The 15,575-nt window shown below is 37.5% G+C and carries 15 protein-coding genes; 5 read left to right on the top strand and 10 right to left on the bottom strand.

The window, feature by feature from the left end; all coding sequences use genetic code 11:
* Window position 1 precedes the first annotated feature (1 nt).
* From ispC to rpsB, 7 genes are all read right to left on the bottom strand, one after another.
* Complete coding sequence (gene ispC, locus BQ4443_RS02070) at window positions 2-1,174, bottom strand: 1-deoxy-D-xylulose-5-phosphate reductoisomerase (protein WP_071057912.1); 1,173 nt, start codon at window positions 1,172-1,174, stop codon at window positions 2-4.
* A gap of 3 nt (window positions 1,175-1,177) precedes the next feature.
* On the bottom strand, window positions 1,178-2,089 hold the full coding sequence (locus BQ4443_RS02065; protein ID WP_083331827.1) for a phosphatidate cytidylyltransferase: 912 nt from the start codon (window positions 2,087-2,089) through the stop codon (window positions 1,178-1,180).
* A gap of 2 nt (window positions 2,090-2,091) precedes the next feature.
* Window positions 2,092-2,847, bottom strand: coding sequence for a polyprenyl diphosphate synthase (gene uppS / locus BQ4443_RS02060; RefSeq protein WP_071057911.1), 756 nt, complete (start codon window positions 2,845-2,847; stop codon window positions 2,092-2,094).
* Between the two features lie 6 nt (window positions 2,848-2,853).
* Window positions 2,854-3,414 carry a ribosome recycling factor gene (frr, locus tag BQ4443_RS02055; RefSeq protein ID WP_023950042.1) on the bottom strand — a complete coding sequence of 187 codons (561 nt, stop codon included), beginning with the start codon at window positions 3,412-3,414 and terminating at the stop codon, window positions 2,854-2,856.
* A gap of 37 nt (window positions 3,415-3,451) precedes the next feature.
* A complete protein-coding gene (gene pyrH, locus BQ4443_RS02050; RefSeq protein WP_023950043.1) occupies window positions 3,452-4,165 on the bottom strand; it encodes a UMP kinase in 714 nt (237 codons plus the stop codon).
* Between the two features lie 339 nt (window positions 4,166-4,504).
* Window positions 4,505-5,380: a translation elongation factor Ts gene (tsf, locus tag BQ4443_RS02045; protein ID WP_071057910.1), complete on the bottom strand. Its 876-nt coding sequence runs from the start codon at window positions 5,378-5,380 to the stop codon at window positions 4,505-4,507.
* Between the two features lie 135 nt (window positions 5,381-5,515).
* Entirely contained in the window at window positions 5,516-6,253 is a 738-nt protein-coding gene (gene rpsB, locus BQ4443_RS02040) for a 30S ribosomal protein S2 (protein ID WP_023950045.1), read from the bottom strand.
* Between the two features lie 315 nt (window positions 6,254-6,568).
* On the opposite strand from rpsB, the gene map reads away from it, so the two are divergent.
* Genes map through BQ4443_RS02020 form a run of 4 tightly spaced genes read left to right on the top strand, consistent with a single transcriptional unit; the run spans window position 6,569 to window position 11,178 of the window.
* Window positions 6,569-7,372 carry a type I methionyl aminopeptidase gene (gene map, locus BQ4443_RS02035; RefSeq protein ID WP_071057909.1) on the top strand — a complete coding sequence of 268 codons (804 nt, stop codon included), beginning with the start codon at window positions 6,569-6,571 and terminating at the stop codon, window positions 7,370-7,372.
* 12 nt (window positions 7,373-7,384) lie between these two features.
* Window positions 7,385-9,982 (top strand): [protein-PII] uridylyltransferase, encoded by a 2,598-nt coding sequence (locus BQ4443_RS02030; protein WP_071057908.1) that lies wholly within the window; start codon window positions 7,385-7,387, stop codon window positions 9,980-9,982.
* A gap of 4 nt (window positions 9,983-9,986) precedes the next feature.
* Window positions 9,987-10,673 (top strand): MarC family protein, encoded by a 687-nt coding sequence (locus tag BQ4443_RS02025; RefSeq protein WP_071057907.1) that lies wholly within the window; start codon window positions 9,987-9,989, stop codon window positions 10,671-10,673.
* Window position 10,674: 1 nt separating this feature from the next.
* Window positions 10,675-11,178 carry a disulfide bond formation protein B gene (locus tag BQ4443_RS02020; RefSeq protein WP_071058276.1) on the top strand — a complete coding sequence of 168 codons (504 nt, stop codon included), beginning with the start codon at window positions 10,675-10,677 and terminating at the stop codon, window positions 11,176-11,178.
* A gap of 93 nt (window positions 11,179-11,271) precedes the next feature.
* Here the strand turns inward: BQ4443_RS02020 and BQ4443_RS02015 are convergent, their stop codons facing one another.
* On the bottom strand, window positions 11,272-11,700 hold the full coding sequence (locus tag BQ4443_RS02015; RefSeq protein ID WP_031274263.1) for an Lrp/AsnC family transcriptional regulator: 429 nt from the start codon (window positions 11,698-11,700) through the stop codon (window positions 11,272-11,274).
* 129 nt (window positions 11,701-11,829) lie between these two features.
* Between BQ4443_RS02015 and BQ4443_RS02010 the strand changes: the two genes are divergently transcribed.
* Entirely contained in the window at window positions 11,830-12,876 is a 1,047-nt protein-coding gene (locus BQ4443_RS02010) for an ornithine cyclodeaminase (protein ID WP_023950050.1), read from the top strand.
* A gap of 155 nt (window positions 12,877-13,031) precedes the next feature.
* Here the strand turns inward: BQ4443_RS02010 and BQ4443_RS02005 are convergent, their stop codons facing one another.
* Together BQ4443_RS02005 and purF are read right to left on the bottom strand one after the other, a co-directional pair.
* On the bottom strand, window positions 13,032-14,054 hold the full coding sequence (locus tag BQ4443_RS02005) for an NAD(P)H-dependent flavin oxidoreductase (RefSeq protein ID WP_071057906.1): 1,023 nt from the start codon (window positions 14,052-14,054) through the stop codon (window positions 13,032-13,034).
* Entirely contained in the window at window positions 14,047-15,558 is a 1,512-nt protein-coding gene (purF, locus tag BQ4443_RS02000; RefSeq protein WP_071057905.1) for an amidophosphoribosyltransferase, read from the bottom strand. The genes BQ4443_RS02005 and purF overlap by 8 nt, the downstream gene beginning before the upstream one ends.
* Window positions 15,559-15,575: the final 17 nt, after the last annotated feature.

Raw genomic sequence — 15,575 nt, 5'->3', positions numbered from 1 at the left:
ACTATCCCCTCATGCTAGATTGTAAATGATGTCGAGTTTTTTCTCGCACTACCTTATCAAAAGCAATCACCTCATCAATATGATTTAAAGAAGGGATGGTAATTTGCTCAAGCATGGTTTCAATTGTTTTTGCAATATCCGTAAATCTAATCGATTTTTGCAAAAAATTTTCCACAGCTATTTCATTTGCTGCATTAAGAACAGTACATGCCCCTCCACCCTCTTTCAGGGCGTCAAAAGCCAATCGTAAACAAGGATAACGATTAAAATCAGGTGGCATAAAATCCAGTCTAGATAACCCTAGCAAATCAAAACTAGCTGCATTATGTGAAATTCTCTCTGGATAGGCCAATGCGTATGAAATTGGAATACGCATATCATGGTGTCCCAATTGTGCCAATAAAGAACCATCAATAAACTGCACCATTGAATGCACAATACTTTGTGGATGAATGACTACATCAATTTGCTCCACCGATAAATCAAAAAGCCATTTCGCTTCAATAACTTCCAGACCTTTGTTCACCATCGTAGCAGAATCCACAGATATTTTTCTTCCCATTGACCAATTAGGATGCTTACACGCCTGTTCAGGGGTAACACTTTCTAACTCTGCAAGCGTTTTCTCTCTAAAAGGACCACCAGATGCCGTAACAATCACTTTTTGTAAGTATTTTTTAGGGTTTTCTGCTGGTAAACATTGAAAAATAGCATTGTGTTCACTATCTAATGGCAATAAGGTGGCGTTATGCTGTACAACTGCATCCATAAATAATGCCCCAGCACTGACTAAAACCTCTTTGTTAGCTAATAAAATACGTTTACCAGCACACGCTGCCGCATAAGCACTTTTTAAACCAGCCGCTCCTACAATAGCGCATACAACCGTATCAACTTCATTGTCCTGTGCTGTTGTACACAATCCCTCTTGTCCTAATCTAATCTCTGGCTGACAAGACTTACCTGCATGAATTTGTTTAAATGTTCTTAATGCATTTTCATCAGGCAATATAAGCACTTTAGGGCAAAATTTTTGCGTTAATAAACTAAGTTTTTCTAATTGCGAAAAGGCACTTAACGCATAAATCTTATATTTTTCTGGATGACTGGCAATAATATCCAAGGTACTATCACCTATAGACCCTGTAGCACCAAAAACAACAATAGATTGCATAATTTAGATTACATAAAAAATAAAAATAAACGCCATTGCTATTGGACTTACCGCCAAAACAGAATCCAATCTATCCCAAAAACCACCATGACCAGGCAATAAATGACTTGAATCTTTAACACTAGCACGTCTTTTTAATAAAGACTCGTATAAATCACCAAAAATAGATAACACAGCCATAGCAAGCCCCACACCTACAGCACCAATCAGCCCTATATGTTGAGTAATAAGCGAAGAAAAAGTATTGTCGATATAGGCACTGACGAGCATCCAAATAGCCGCACTTGACACACCACAAATGGCTCCAGAACGTGTTTTTCCTGGACTAATAGCTGGGGCTAATTTAGAGCCGCCAAAAAATCTTCCCCCAAAATAGGCAAAAATATCGGTGCACCAAATAATAATTAGAAAACTGAATAAAAACCACGCCCCAAAAAACAAATAACTTAATAAGATACTCGCCCACGTAGTAATTACGGCAAATACAGCAAAAACACTATGAAATATACTATTATTCACCACTTGTGTTTTAGCTTGATATAACACCATAGGAATGATGAATAGCCATGCAAAACTCACAAAAAAAGGCAACATCATCAACACAGAAAAAGTGACTGTAGGCCATGGATTTGCTTGAAAAGATTTGATATCAGTGAGAGAACTCAAAAGATTTTCATCACCATTTTGCAATAATACAAAATACATGAGAATAAACAAGACAAACACTATAAACGATATAGCGCCTGCTATTGTTTTTTTAGATTGATTGTTTAAAGAAATTCGTAACCACTCATACAATGTTATCGCAGAAGCAATAGAGATAAATAAAGCAAAATACAATGGGTTGCTTAGCGACATAACTGTTGCTAAAAGTGCAATCAGCACAATTGCGGTAATAATTCTAGGAATTAACATAATTATGAGTCTAGTTGAGCCGAGGTACGTCCAAAACGTCGTTCGCGTTGAGCATACCAAGTGATAGCCGCTTCAAAATCAGCCGTTGAAAAATCTGGCCAGTAGGTATCCGTAAAATACAGTTCGGTATAAGCTAATTGCCAAATCAAAAAGTTTGAGATTCGAATCTCTCCCCCTGTTCGAATAAATAAATCAGGCTCAGGAGCATAAGACATTGATAAGAAAGGGGTTATTTCATTTTCAGAAATAACATCATCGAGTGCAACTTGCTTAGCAAGTCTCGTTTTGATCACTTGTTGCATCGCTTGCAAAATATCCCATCTACCACCATAGTTGGCACAAATAGTCAAGGTAAGCCCTGTATTTTGATGTGTCAAATGCTCAGCTTCTTGAATAAGCTTGCCTAAATTATCCCCGAATGGTTCAAGATCTCCAACCACTTTTAAACGGATATTATGCTTATTGAGCTTCACTACTTCTTTTTGCAAAGCCTTTACAAATAGCTTCATGAGAAGGCTAACCTCCTCTTCTGGGCGACGCCAATTTTCTGAACTAAATGCAAACAAAGTTAAATATGGAATATTTTCTCTCGCACATAATTCCACTGCTCTACGCACAGCTTGTACACCTCGTATATGACCTGCCGTACGAGGAAGTTTGCGTGAGGTCGCCCAACGACCGTTGCCATCCATAATGATGGCAACATGTCGTGGTTTTGCAGAAACCTCCGGAACGTTTTGAGTAGAGCTAACTATCATTAAGGCTTATACCTTCATAATTTCAGCTTCTTTTTCTGCCACTAACTTATCAATTTCTGCGACATATTTATCCGTCATTTTCTGAATAACATCCTGTGTACGACGCTCATCATCTTCAGAAATTTCTTTGTCTTTTAATAGACGCTTTAACGCATCATTGCCATCACGACGCAAATTACGAACAGCCACTTTTGCATCTTCACCTTCTGAACGCACAACTTTCGTCAAATCACGACGTCGCTCTTCCGTTAACGGTGGCATTGGCACACGGATAGACTCACTCATGCCAACAGGATTTAAACCTAAATCAGACTCACGAATCGCTTTTTCAATTGGACCAGCCATGTTTTTTTCCCATGGTTGAACATTTAATGTCCTAGCATCAATCACTGTAACATTAGCAACCTGTCCGACTGGCACCATAGAACCATAATAGTCCACTGTTACATGGTCTAAAATACCCGCATGTGCACGTCCTGTACGGATTTTTGAGAGATTACCCTTAAGATTTTCAATCGATTTACCCATACGAGTTTCTGTTGATTTTGTAATTTCAGAAATACTCATTATTAACCTTTCAAGTTTAAATTGATTTATGTTTAAATTAAATATGAACTAACGTACCTTCATCTTCACCTGCTACTGCACGTTTTAGTGCACCAGGTTTGTTGATAGAAAATACATTGATTGGTAATTTTTGATCACGACACAAAGCAAAGGCTGTAGCATCCATCACTTCAAGACGTTTACTAATCGCTTCGTCAAATGTGATACGAGAATAACGTGTTGCATTTGGATCTTTTTTAGGATCTGCTGTGTAGATACCATCAACTTTAGTTGCTTTTAGAACGATTTCAACACCCATCTCAGCACCACGCAAAGCAGCAGCAGTATCAGTTGTAAAGAAAGGATTACCTGTCCCTGCCGCAAAAATGACTACTTTTTTCTCTTCTAGATAACGTAATGCTTTCGGGCGAATATATGGTTCTACTACTTGATCAATATTCAAAGCAGACTGAACGCGCGCTACGACACCATGATTTTTTAACGCATCTTGTAAAGCTAAGGCATTCATCACAGTCGCTAGCATACCCATATAATCTGCTGTTGCACGATCCATTCCCTGAGCACCAGGAGCAATTCCACGGAAAATATTGCCACCACCGATAACAATAGCTAACTCAACACCCTGTTTCGCTACCTCTGCAATTTCTTCAGTCATTCTTATAATAGTTGCACGATTAATACCGAATGCGTCCTCACCCATCAATGCTTCACCAGAAAGCTTAAGTAATACACGTTTATAAGAAATAGCCATGGTTTGAATCCCTTGAAAGAAAATAATCGCTATTTTAACAATTTTATGACATCAATTCAGCCCAAAAGAGTGCATTAGTGAATGAAAACAGCTGATTTTTGTATTTCAGCGTGTAATTATTCTCTCCACTCTTGATTTCTCATAAACTCATTATTGCTAAACTGTTTATAGCACACAAAGCCACCTACTTCTGCAGAAGACTGGAAGATATTTTTTAAAAAAATATACAAAAAATCAACCCTCTATTTATAAAATAGAGGGTTAAAATATAGCTAAATCTTTATTTTAACTTTGACGAACTTTTTTTAGCATAGGCTAAAAATTTCATGCACCAAAGAATTATTTAGCTTGAGTCATTGAGGCAACTTCAGCAGCAAAGTCTGTTGTCGCTTTCTCAATACCTTCACCAACGATAAATAAAGCAAAACTTTGAACAGCTGCTTTTTTCTCTTTAAGCATTTGCTCTACGCTTAATTTATCATTTTTAACGAAAGGTTGATTTAATAGAGTAACTTCTTTTAAGAATTTAGCCACAGATCCTTCAACCATTTTTTCAACAATTTCAGCTGGCTTACCAGATTCAGCGGCTTTTTGAGAAGCTACTGAACGTTCTTTTTCGATATCCTCAGCAGAAACGCCTGTTTGATCTAATGCTTTTGGCTTAGTTGCAGCTACATGCATTGCCACATCTTTACCAACCTCTGCATCACCAGAGTACTCAACAAGAACGCCAATACGACCACCATGGCTATAACTAGCAATACTGTTTGGTGTATCAATACGTTGGAAACGGCGAATTGAAATATTTTCACCAATTTTACCCACTAGAGCAGCACGTGTTGTTTCTACTGTACCTTCACCGAAAGCTAAATCAGCTAACGCAGCTACATCAGCAGGTTTAGCTTCAGCAATTTTCTTAGCTAATGAATTAACAAAATTAATGAAATCATCTTGTTTTGCAACAAAGTCAGTTTCGCAGTTTACTTCAACAACAGCACCAGATTTTGCATCATCAGAAACAAATAAACCAACAAGACCTTCTGCTGTAACGCGGCTAGCTACTTTGCTGGCTTTGTTACCTAACTTAACACGAAGAATTTCTTCTGCACGCGCTAAATCACCCTCTGCTTCTACTAATGCTTTTTTACACTCCATCATAGGAGCATCAGTTTTTTCACGTAATTCGCGAACCATTGCAGCGCTAATTTCAGCCATGTTTTCTCCAAATTTAAATAAATGACTCAATAATTGAGCCGTAATCAATCTATAAAAATAAAGTCGCACTCAAGTATATACTCTCAGCGACTTTATTATAAAAACTCTCGTTTACACTAAAACGACAGTACTCACTTATTCTGCCGCAGCTTCTTCTGCTGATTCTTCACGAATCTCTTCTACTAAGCCATCTTCACGTTGTTGACGACCTTCTAAAATCGCATCCGCAATACCTGCAGCATATAACTCAATCGCTTTTGCAGAGTCATCATTACCAGGAATAACAAAATCAACACCGTCTGGTGAGTGGTTAGTATCTACAACAGCAATCACTGGAATACCTAATGTACGAGCTTCTTGGATAGCAATTTTGTGGTAGCCAACGTCTACTACAAATAATGCAGCAGGAAGTTTGTGCATATCTTTGATACCACCGATTGATTTGTTTAATTTTTCCAAATCACGTGTGAACAACAATGCTTCTTTTTTAGGTAAACGCTCAACACTACCATCTTGCTCAGCTGCTTCCATATCTTTTAAGCGTTTGATAGAAGACTTAACTGTTTTAAAGTTAGTCATCATACCACCTAACCAACGATTATTTACGTATGGTACATTAGCACGAGTAGCTTGTTCAGCGATAATTTCACGAGCAGAACGTTTTGTACCAACAAACAGAATATCACCACCACGAGCAGCTGTTTGACGAACAAAATTTACTGCTTCTAAGTATTTAGCAACTGTTTTTTCTAAGTTAATGATATGAATTTTATTACGTTGACCAAAAATGTATTGACCCATTTTTGGATTCCAGTAACGTGTTTGGTGACCAAAATGAACACCAGCTTCTAACATTTGACGCATTAATGACATATTTTTCTCCACAGGGTTATGTCTTGTACAACAGTCAGTATCGGTATTTTTATAATATGTACCAACACCCTATGCGACTGTGCACGCTATTAAATAAACAATAAACTACCTATAAATCTTCACAACCATATAACAAAAGAACGCAAGCACTTTGTAAAAGAAGTACACTTACTCCCTAAGGCTTTTTTCTTTATTAATTACATATTAAAAATGTTTTAAGCATCTTTAATTTTGCGTAATTTATCAATATAGGTTTAGAATTTTCCTAGATAAGCCTATAATTATATACTGTTTTTAAACTAATGTTCAAGTTTTATGCCTATTCTAAAAAATCCTGAAGATATTCAGAAAATGAGGGCGGCTTGCAGAGATGCCGCCAAAGCACTGGACTACATTACCCCTTTTGTAAAAGCGGGCGTTACTACTGGTGAATTAGATCGTTTAGTCATCGATTATATTGACAACGTGCTTCATGTTAAATCAGCAACGATTGGCTATGGCCCCCCAGGACACCCCCCTTTCCCTGCTAGTATTTGTACCTCTATAAATAACGTCATTTGCCATGGCATTCCAGGAGATAAAGTTTTAAAAGACGGTGATATTATGAATATAGATATCACCATCATCAAAGATGGTTGGTTTGGTGACACAAGTCGTATGTATCACATAGGTGATCCTTCTATTCAAGCTAAAAAATTAAGCGATACTGCTTATGAATGTATGTGGCTAGGGATTGAACAAGTGAAACCTGGGGCAACCTTAGGGGATATTGGTCATGCCATCCAAACTCATGCTCAAGCACAGGGTTTTTCTGTTGTGCGTGATTATTGTGGTCATGGTATTGGTCAAGTGTTTCATGATGATCCTATGGTATTACACTATGGCAAACCTCATACTGGATTAAAGCTAGTGGAAGGCATGACCTTTACGATAGAGCCTATGATTAATGCTGGCCACTATGCCACAAAAATACTACCTGACAAATGGACTGTAGTAACAAAAGATCGTAGCTTATCTGCCCAATGGGAACATACTATTATTGTGACAGCTGATGGATATGAAGTATTAACTGTTTCTGATAATATGCCTGCCCCACCCGCATTTATTATTAACAAATAGTGGTATATCAATATGACAGTTGCTCAAGATTTGCAAGCGATTAAACAGACAACGGCTCATGAACAAGCGGAGTTAAGAGAAAAGTATCAGCAGCATCAATTAAATCCTAATGAGTTCTTATTACTGCATAGCCAGCATATAGATTGTTGTTTAAGCAAAGTAATTGAGCTCTGTCCTCTACCTGACGGTGCCGCTTTGTGTGCTGTGGGTGGCTATGGTAGAGAGCAACTGTTCCCCTATTCCGATATTGATATCCTTATTTTATTAGCGAATGAGCCTCAAAAAGAAGATAAAGCCAAAATTGAAATGTTGGTGCAATCTTTTTGGGATTTGGGTTTAGATATTGGTGCAAGTGTTAGAACAATCAAAGACTGCTTACGTGAAGCTAAAAACGACATTACTATTGAGACTAGTCTTCTTGAATGCCGTTATATCTTAGGTAATCAGCAATTAGTAAAGCAATTACACAAAGAGTTTTTCCAGCATCATAATCCACAAGATTTTTTTCTAGCAAAACAGTTAGAAATGAATCAGCGTTATGCTCGTTACAATAATACCCCTTATTCACTAGAACCAAACTGTAAAGAATCACCAGGCACACTACGTGATATTCAACTCATTCAGTGGCTTGCTCTTTCAAACAACATTCAAGATGGTTGGAATGGCTTAGTAAAAGCTAATCTGATGACAGAAAAAGAAGCAGAAGTCATCAAAAAAACGGAGAATAATTTTCTACGTTTCAGAATAGAACTACATCTTATTCATCAAAAAAGAGATGATCGCATTCTCTTTCATGTTCAGCCATTATTAGCTGAAGTGTATGGATACACAGCACAGGGAGGGAAACGTCCGTCAGAAAATTTCATGCAAGATTATTATGGTGCGGCCCGTATCGTAAATCTGATTACGCACTTCATGATACTCAACTTCAAAAATTATTTATTCCCTGACTCTGACAAACGTATTACTCCTATTGATGATGATTTTCAAAAAATTGGGCAATTATTAGATATTCGTCATGATGATGCTTTTGAGAAAAACCCTAGTCTGCTATTAAAGGCTTTTTTGGTATTACAGCAACATTCTGATTTAGATGACTTCAGTGTTCGTACACAACGCCTGATTTGGAGTGAACGCAAACGTATTGATTCTGCTTTTCGTCAAAATCGCGTTAATCAACAAATTTTTCTTGAAATTTTAAAACACCCCACAGGAATTGTGCATACGTTTAGACGACTATCTAAACTAAAAATCCTGCCTCGTTATATTCCCTCTTGGCAAAAAATTGTTGGGCAAATGCAGCATGATTTATTTCATGTTTATACGGTCGATCAGCATACCTTGCAAGTAATTCGTTATATGCGTCGCTTTACTATGCCTGAATATGCTCAAGATAACCCATTAGCAGCACAACTGATTGCTGATTTTGAGGATGTATGGTTGCTATATATCGCTGCCCTATTTCATGATATTGCTAAAGGTAGAGGTGGCGATCACTCTGAATTAGGAGCCATTGAAGTACGACAATTCGCAGAATTACATCAACTATCATCAGAAGACACTGATTTATTAGAATTTTTAGTAGCTAACCATTTACTACTTTCATCTGTTGCTCAGAAAAAAGATTTATCCGACCCCGAGGTCATTAAAGAATTTAGTGAAAAAGTTAAAACACGTCGTCGTCTTACCGCACTCTATTTACTGACAGTAGCTGATGTCCGTGGTACTAGTCCAAAAGTATGGAACGCATGGAAAGGACAACTTTTTCAAAATCTCTACAACAGTACAGCATTATTGTTTGAGAGTGATCACTTTGATAGAAACACGATTTTGTCACAACGAAAAGAACAAGCCAATGCAATTATCAAATTAAGTGGTTTGTCTGATAATGAGCGTGATAGATTCTGGTCAAAAATGGATGTCGCTTACTTCTTACGTCATGAAGCTAGCGATATCGCTTGGCACACTCGTGTATTAAATGCTCATATGGATACCCAACGCACTATCGTACGAGCACGCCCGGTAGAAAAAAGTGACCATATGCAAATTGTAGTGTTCACCAAAGATAAATTGAATTTATTTGAAATCATAGCTGCCTATTTTTATCGTCATCGTATTAACATTCTCGATGCTAGAATTCATACAAATACTGATGGGTATGCGCTAGATAGTTTTTCAGTTTCTTCAGAAACCTTTCATAATCCTAGAGATTTTGTATCGATTATTGAAAATAGCTTAGCTGAAGCCATTGATAATGCTAATATACAAGCATTAAATACAACTCAACGCAAAAGCTACTCTGTTGGAGCTGAAGTTAGGCGTTCTCGCACCTTTCCTATTGTCCCCAAGATAGAGCTAATAAAGGATGAGTACGGTCAATCTTGGTTGCTGACAATTACCACAACAGATTGCCCAGGTATTCTTTACCATTTGGCACATTTATTTAATCAACACCATATTAATTTGGTAATGGCAAAGATTATGACTTTAGGGGAAAGAGCCGAAGACGTTTTCATGATTTCTAGTTCTCGATTAGAGAATCCTAAAAATCAATTGGCTTTTGAACGTGATATTTTAGAAATGTTGAACCAGCTGATTCTATTAAAATAAGCCTATGTCATCTATTTTTATTAGTAATTTATTATTTGTCTTTGCAACGGTATTACCCATTCTAAATCCCCCTGGCGTTGCCCCCATTTTCTGGACAATGACCAGTGGAGCCAATGCAGCTACTCGTAAAATGTTATCCAAGAGAATTGCTGTTAACGTCTTCATCATGGTTGTTGCGGCGATTTTTTTAGGTAATTTTGTACTGACTATGCTTGGTATCTCCCTCTCTGTTGTGCGTGTTGGGGGTGGTTTATTAGTTATTGCTGCCGCATGGAAACTATTAAATGCTGAGGATCCTGATACAAGTCTACACCCTATGAACAGTGAGGAATATACAGTAGACAAAGCAAAAAACAATGCCTTTTATCCACTAACCTTTCCGATTACCTGTGGTCCAGGAACTATTGCAGCAGCCATTACCGTGGGTGCAAGTTTGCAAATTAACTCAATTAATACAGATACCTTTGCTATTTTAAGTGGTACTATATTGGGTGTATTAGGCGTAGCACTAACTGTATATCTTTGCCTACGCTTTGCGGCACAATTCCTACATCGATTAGGACGTAATGGAACAACTATTTTCATGCGTTTATCAGCCTTTATCTTGTTATGCATCGGCGTACAAATTCTATGGGCAGGTATCCATGATTTAGTAATATCTCTCTACACTGACGTTGCAAAAATTAAATAATATGAATTCTCAAAAAATACTAAATTTTATTGCTTTTCTATGTATGGCTGCTGTTGGCTTTGCATTATTCTCACAGCACTATTTAGGCATGCTACCGTGTGCATGGTGTGTCTTGCAACGACTTATTTTGTTGATTATCGCCGTCATTTGCTTATTAGCCAATCTATTTAAGCCTCTCTTTTTAATTCGTCTCTGTGCGTTTCTAAGTTTTTCACTATCTATTACAGGGATTCTTAGTGCTTGGTATCAATATAGTGTAGCGTCTAATTTAGTTTCTTGTGATATGACATTTGCGGACAGATTTATGTCAAAATGGACAGGTTTAGATGCTATGTTCCCTTGGTTATTCGGTATTTTTGCTACTTGTATGGACGCAAAGGTGAGCTTATTAGGTATTGATTATGCACTATGGGCATTAGCTATGTTTGTTCTTTGTGCTTTACTCTCTTTGATTGCTGTATTTAGAAAAAATAACCGTGAATTATTTTCGCATTATTCTTATTAAGTGAAAGTATATATCACCATTAAATTAGATAGCTATCAATACTAAATGATCTCAAGGGATAATGTTTTACATTATCCCTTTTCATTTATCCATTTATAAATACGTTTTTAAATGGATACTTGTTTCAGAGTTACTAATATTCTTGATTAATCGAATCCTTTCGAGCGCTTTACCTAGTGCTTCTAAAGACGGAGCCCTTAACTCAACCAGAATATCCCAACGTCCATTTGTATCATACATTGCCGCTACACAGGGATCGCCCCTTAACGCTTTAACTACTGATAAAGTCATATTACCCTCAATAGCAATGCTTGTCCAAGCATGAACTCTTTCTGTATCATGTTCTTCTAGTAACTCCACCGTATACCCCTTGATGACGCCATTATCTTCAAGTTTAGCAATACGATTGGTAACTGTCCCTCGAGAAACCTTTAATTTTTTCGCTAAATAAGCAATAGAATAACGAGCATTTTCTCGTAATAATTCAATTAGCTGATGATCTGTTTGGTCAAAATTATGCATAAAAATATCAAAATAATAATTAATACTGTCATTATGATAAACATATAGACAAATATTAGCATAATTTAGCATTTTAATTGTCATCAAAATAAGAGAAACTATATATATTATAATTTTAAGGACAACGTTATGAGTACATCAGCAATTAAAGGCAGCTTGCCAACTATTCTAATCAGCCCACAAGATATTGCACAAATCGTCAGCAAAAAAGGACTTAAGGAAGTTTTTGAAGGAGTGGCGGACTATATCCTTAAGGATTACTTGCGTTGGAACGAGTTTGACAAATCAGCCAGGGTTGCTAGTTACTTAGACAATGGTGTTTTAGAATTAATGCCAATCGCCAGCAAAGATCAATATAGCTTTAAATATGTTAATTGCCATCCTGACAATCCTAAGTCTGGTTTATCAACTGTTTTAGCATTCGGTGCATTAATTAATAACTCAACTGGCTTACCAGGTGTTATTAGTGAATTCACACTGACTACGGCCATTAGAACAGCGGCTATGTCGGCATTGACTGCTAGATTCTTAGCACGTAAAAATAGCAAACGTATGGCGATTATCGGTAATGGCTGTCAAAGCGAATTCCAAGCTCTTGCCTTTCATTATCTATTAGGTATTAATGAATTAGCACTTTTTGATATTGATAAAGAAGCTAGCAAAAAATTAGCTGAAAATTTAAAAGATACTTCTATCCAAATTACTATCTGTGACTCTGTCGAAGAAGCCGTAAAAGGTGCAGATATTATTACTACTGTCACAGCAGAATATTCAAAAGCCCATATCATCAAGGCCTCTATGATAGAAAAAGGGATGCATATTAATGCTGTTGGTGGTGATAGTCCAGGTAAAACAGAATTAGAGCCTAGCGTCCTAAATATGGGTAAGGTCTATATTGAATTTGAACCTCAAACACGTGTTGAAGGAGAATTGCAAAATATGCCTGCAGATTTTGAAGTTTCTTTATTATCTAATGTATTTGCTTCAGGCAATCCTGCTCGCACGAGTGATGAAGAAATTACTATTTTTGACTCAGTAGGCTTCGCAATTGAGGACTTCTCTGCGGTTCGCTACATGACAGATGTCGCTAAAGAACTTGGTTTAGCCCAAGCAATCTCTATAGCCCCTAATCTAGACAATCCTAAAGACTTATTCAATTACCTTAAAAAACACTAAACAAAGCTATCCATAAGTTATAAGTTAAGGCTTATATCAAAAAAGCCAAAGCCTAGTAACATCGAAAGAAGTCTAGCTTTGGCTTTTTAGTCATAATAAATCTGTACCTTACTAAGTTAGAGATTTAGTCCAACTTCTGGGGTGCAGATCATTTTTTAGTCATCGCCCTTTTTTAATCGCTGCCAAATTTCAGCGGCACTACCAGATTTAGCCAATAAAGCACTTTGCCCCGCCCAAAAAGAAGAAAAATCATAACAGTGTTTTACTTCAGCATGTGCTTTTAGCATACCTATCGCTAAACTTGCTCCAGGGAAAGGTAATACATCAGGATGTATTAAACCATTTTCACGCATAATCCGATTAATAATACCACGAGCATATCGACCACTAAGAATATTGGTGATGACCGTATGGTGTGCTTGTTCACTTTGCAACGCTTGCTTATGTGCCGCAGAAATCTTAGCTTCATCTGCTAATAAGAAAGCGGTACCCACTTGAACCGCACTTGCTCCTAATTGCCTAGCGGCATTAACTCCTTTAGCATCGGCAATACCACCTGCTGCAATCACAGGACATTTTACTGCTTCGACTATCTGTGGTAACAATGAAAATAAACCGAGCTGTTCAGATAAGTCTTGGCTTAAAAACATTCCTCTATGGCCACCTGCTTCTAACCCTTGTGCAATTATCCTAGTCACCCCTTTCGACTCAAGATACTTCGCCTCTGCTACTGTTGTTGCACTTGACCAGACTTCTGCTCCTGTCTTTTTGATTGCTGCTAATAATGAGTCATCAGGCAAACCAAAATGAAAACTCACAATAGGTGGACGAAATTCTTGTATTAAAGCAAGGCCTTCTTGATTAAATGGCATACGACCTACACCAGTAGGAATATCTTGTACACTCAAGCCAAATTGTTCCAAATAAGGTTTTAGGAAAGCATGCCATTGAGAAATCTGTGTATCGCTATAGTCTGGTGGAGTATGTGCAAAAAAATTGACATTATAACGCTGTCCTTCAAGACTTGAATTAATACGCTGTAACTCAGTGGCAAGTTTTTCTGTAGAAAGCATTGCGGCAGGCAAGGAACCTATCCCCCCTGCTTTACTAACAGCAATAGTTAAATCTGCATCTTGAGCACCCGCCATAGGGGCTTGAATAATATCCATCTTAATCATTTTCTACTCCCATATTAACGGACATACTACCAGCAGTTTTTTCTACAGGTTTACCTCTTTGTGCACTTAATCGATTCAGATAAGCCTGATTGATATCACCCGTAACATATATCCCATCAAAACATGATGTATCAAAATTAGCTATATTAGGATTGATATCCCATACCGCTTTTTTCAAATCTTCTAGCCCCTGATAAACAAGACCGTCAGCACCGATTTCTGCACACACTTCTTCTGTCGTCCGGTTATGGGCAATTAATTCTTGTTGGGTAGGCATATCGATACCATATACATTAGGAAAACGAACGGCTGGTGCAGCGGAAGCAAAAAAGACTTTTTTAGCTCCTGCTGCCCTTGCCATATCGACAATTTCACGACTTGTTGTACCACGAACAATAGAGTCATCTACCAAAAGAATATTTTTATCTTTAAACTCTACGCTCATGGCATTTAGTTTTTGGCGAACGGATTTCTTACGGACTGATTGTCCTGGCATAATAAAGGTTCGACCAACATAACGATTTTTGATGAAACCTTCACGATAGTCTAATCCTAAACGAGCAGCTAACTCCATAGCAACTGGTCGAGAGGTATCTGGAATTGGCATCACCACATCGATATCAGATAATCTTAATTCTTTGGCTACTTTTGCTGCTAAATATTGCCCCATTTTAAGACGTGCATTGTAGACATTCACCCCATCAATCGTTGAGTCAGGGCGTGCAAAATATACATATTCAAAAATACAAGGATTCAATTTTGAAATATCAGAGCATTGTTCTGAAAAAACATTTTTTTGCTCATCAATAAATACCGCCTCACCAGGTGCAATATCACGGACTAATTCAAAGCCTAACCCCTCAAGAGCTACTGACTCAGAAGCTAGCATATATTCAGTCCCTGCTTCTGTTTTCAACTGTCCCAAACACAAGGGTCTAATACCATTAACATCTCTAAAGCCTACCATGCCAAAGCCAGTAATTTCAGCCACTACCGCATAAGCACCGCGTACACGTTTGTGCAATGCCTTAATCGCTGTAAATATCATTTCATGATCGTTAAGTTGCTTATCACTGGCAAGTTGTAGTTCATGAGCAAAAATATTTAGCAATACTTCAGAATCAGAATTAGTATTGATATGTCTTTTATCAATATTGAATAATTGCTCACGTAATTCATCAGGATTAGTTAGGTTACCGTTATGAGCAAATGTAATACCAAACGGGGCATTCACATAAAATGGTTGTGCCTCATCAATACTATCACTAGACCCTGCTGTTGGGTATCTAACTTGCCCAATTCCAGTATTACCTGGTAAGGAACGCATATTTCTGGTTCTAAATACATCACGTACCAGACCATGTGCTTTGAACATACTAAAATGGTTATCTTTTGACGTTGCTATACCTGCAGCATCTTGACCACGGTGCTGCAATAAAAGTAAGGCGTCATAAACTGATTGATTAACAGGTGATAATCCTGAAATACCCACAATGCCACACATAGCGTTGAAACCCTTTA

The sequence above is a fragment of the Pelistega sp. MC2 genome, from assembly GCF_900099475.1.
GTDB classification, from domain to species: domain Bacteria; phylum Pseudomonadota; class Gammaproteobacteria; order Burkholderiales; family Burkholderiaceae_B; genus Taylorella; species Taylorella indica.
This window is presented reverse-complemented; position numbering and strand designations above follow the sequence as displayed.

Coding starts and splice junctions, on each gene's coding strand:
- ispC (WP_071057912.1), bottom strand. CDS start 1,174: ATGCAATCTATTGTTGTTTTTGGTGCTACAGGGTCTATAGGTGATAGT.
- BQ4443_RS02065 (WP_083331827.1), bottom strand. CDS start 2,089: ATGTTAATTCCTAGAATTATTACCGCAATTGTGCTGATTGCACTTTTA.
- uppS (WP_071057911.1), bottom strand. CDS start 2,847: ATGATAGTTAGCTCTACTCAAAACGTTCCGGAGGTTTCTGCAAAACCA.
- frr (WP_023950042.1), bottom strand. CDS start 3,414: ATGAGTATTTCTGAAATTACAAAATCAACAGAAACTCGTATGGGTAAA.
- pyrH (WP_023950043.1), bottom strand. CDS start 4,165: ATGGCTATTTCTTATAAACGTGTATTACTTAAGCTTTCTGGTGAAGCA.
- tsf (WP_071057910.1), bottom strand. CDS start 5,380: ATGGCTGAAATTAGCGCTGCAATGGTTCGCGAATTACGTGAAAAAACT.
- rpsB (WP_023950045.1), bottom strand. CDS start 6,253: ATGTCATTAATGCGTCAAATGTTAGAAGCTGGTGTTCATTTTGGTCAC.
- map (WP_071057909.1), top strand. CDS start 6,569: ATGCCTATTCTAAAAAATCCTGAAGATATTCAGAAAATGAGGGCGGCT.
- BQ4443_RS02030 (WP_071057908.1), top strand. CDS start 7,385: ATGACAGTTGCTCAAGATTTGCAAGCGATTAAACAGACAACGGCTCAT.
- BQ4443_RS02025 (WP_071057907.1), top strand. CDS start 9,987: ATGTCATCTATTTTTATTAGTAATTTATTATTTGTCTTTGCAACGGTA.
- BQ4443_RS02020 (WP_071058276.1), top strand. CDS start 10,675: ATGAATTCTCAAAAAATACTAAATTTTATTGCTTTTCTATGTATGGCT.
- BQ4443_RS02015 (WP_031274263.1), bottom strand. CDS start 11,700: ATGCATAATTTTGACCAAACAGATCATCAGCTAATTGAATTATTACGA.
- BQ4443_RS02010 (WP_023950050.1), top strand. CDS start 11,830: ATGAGTACATCAGCAATTAAAGGCAGCTTGCCAACTATTCTAATCAGC.
- BQ4443_RS02005 (WP_071057906.1), bottom strand. CDS start 14,054: ATGATTAAGATGGATATTATTCAAGCCCCTATGGCGGGTGCTCAAGAT.
- purF (WP_071057905.1), bottom strand. CDS start 15,558: ATGTGTGGCATTGTGGGTATTTCAGGATTATCACCTGTTAATCAATCA.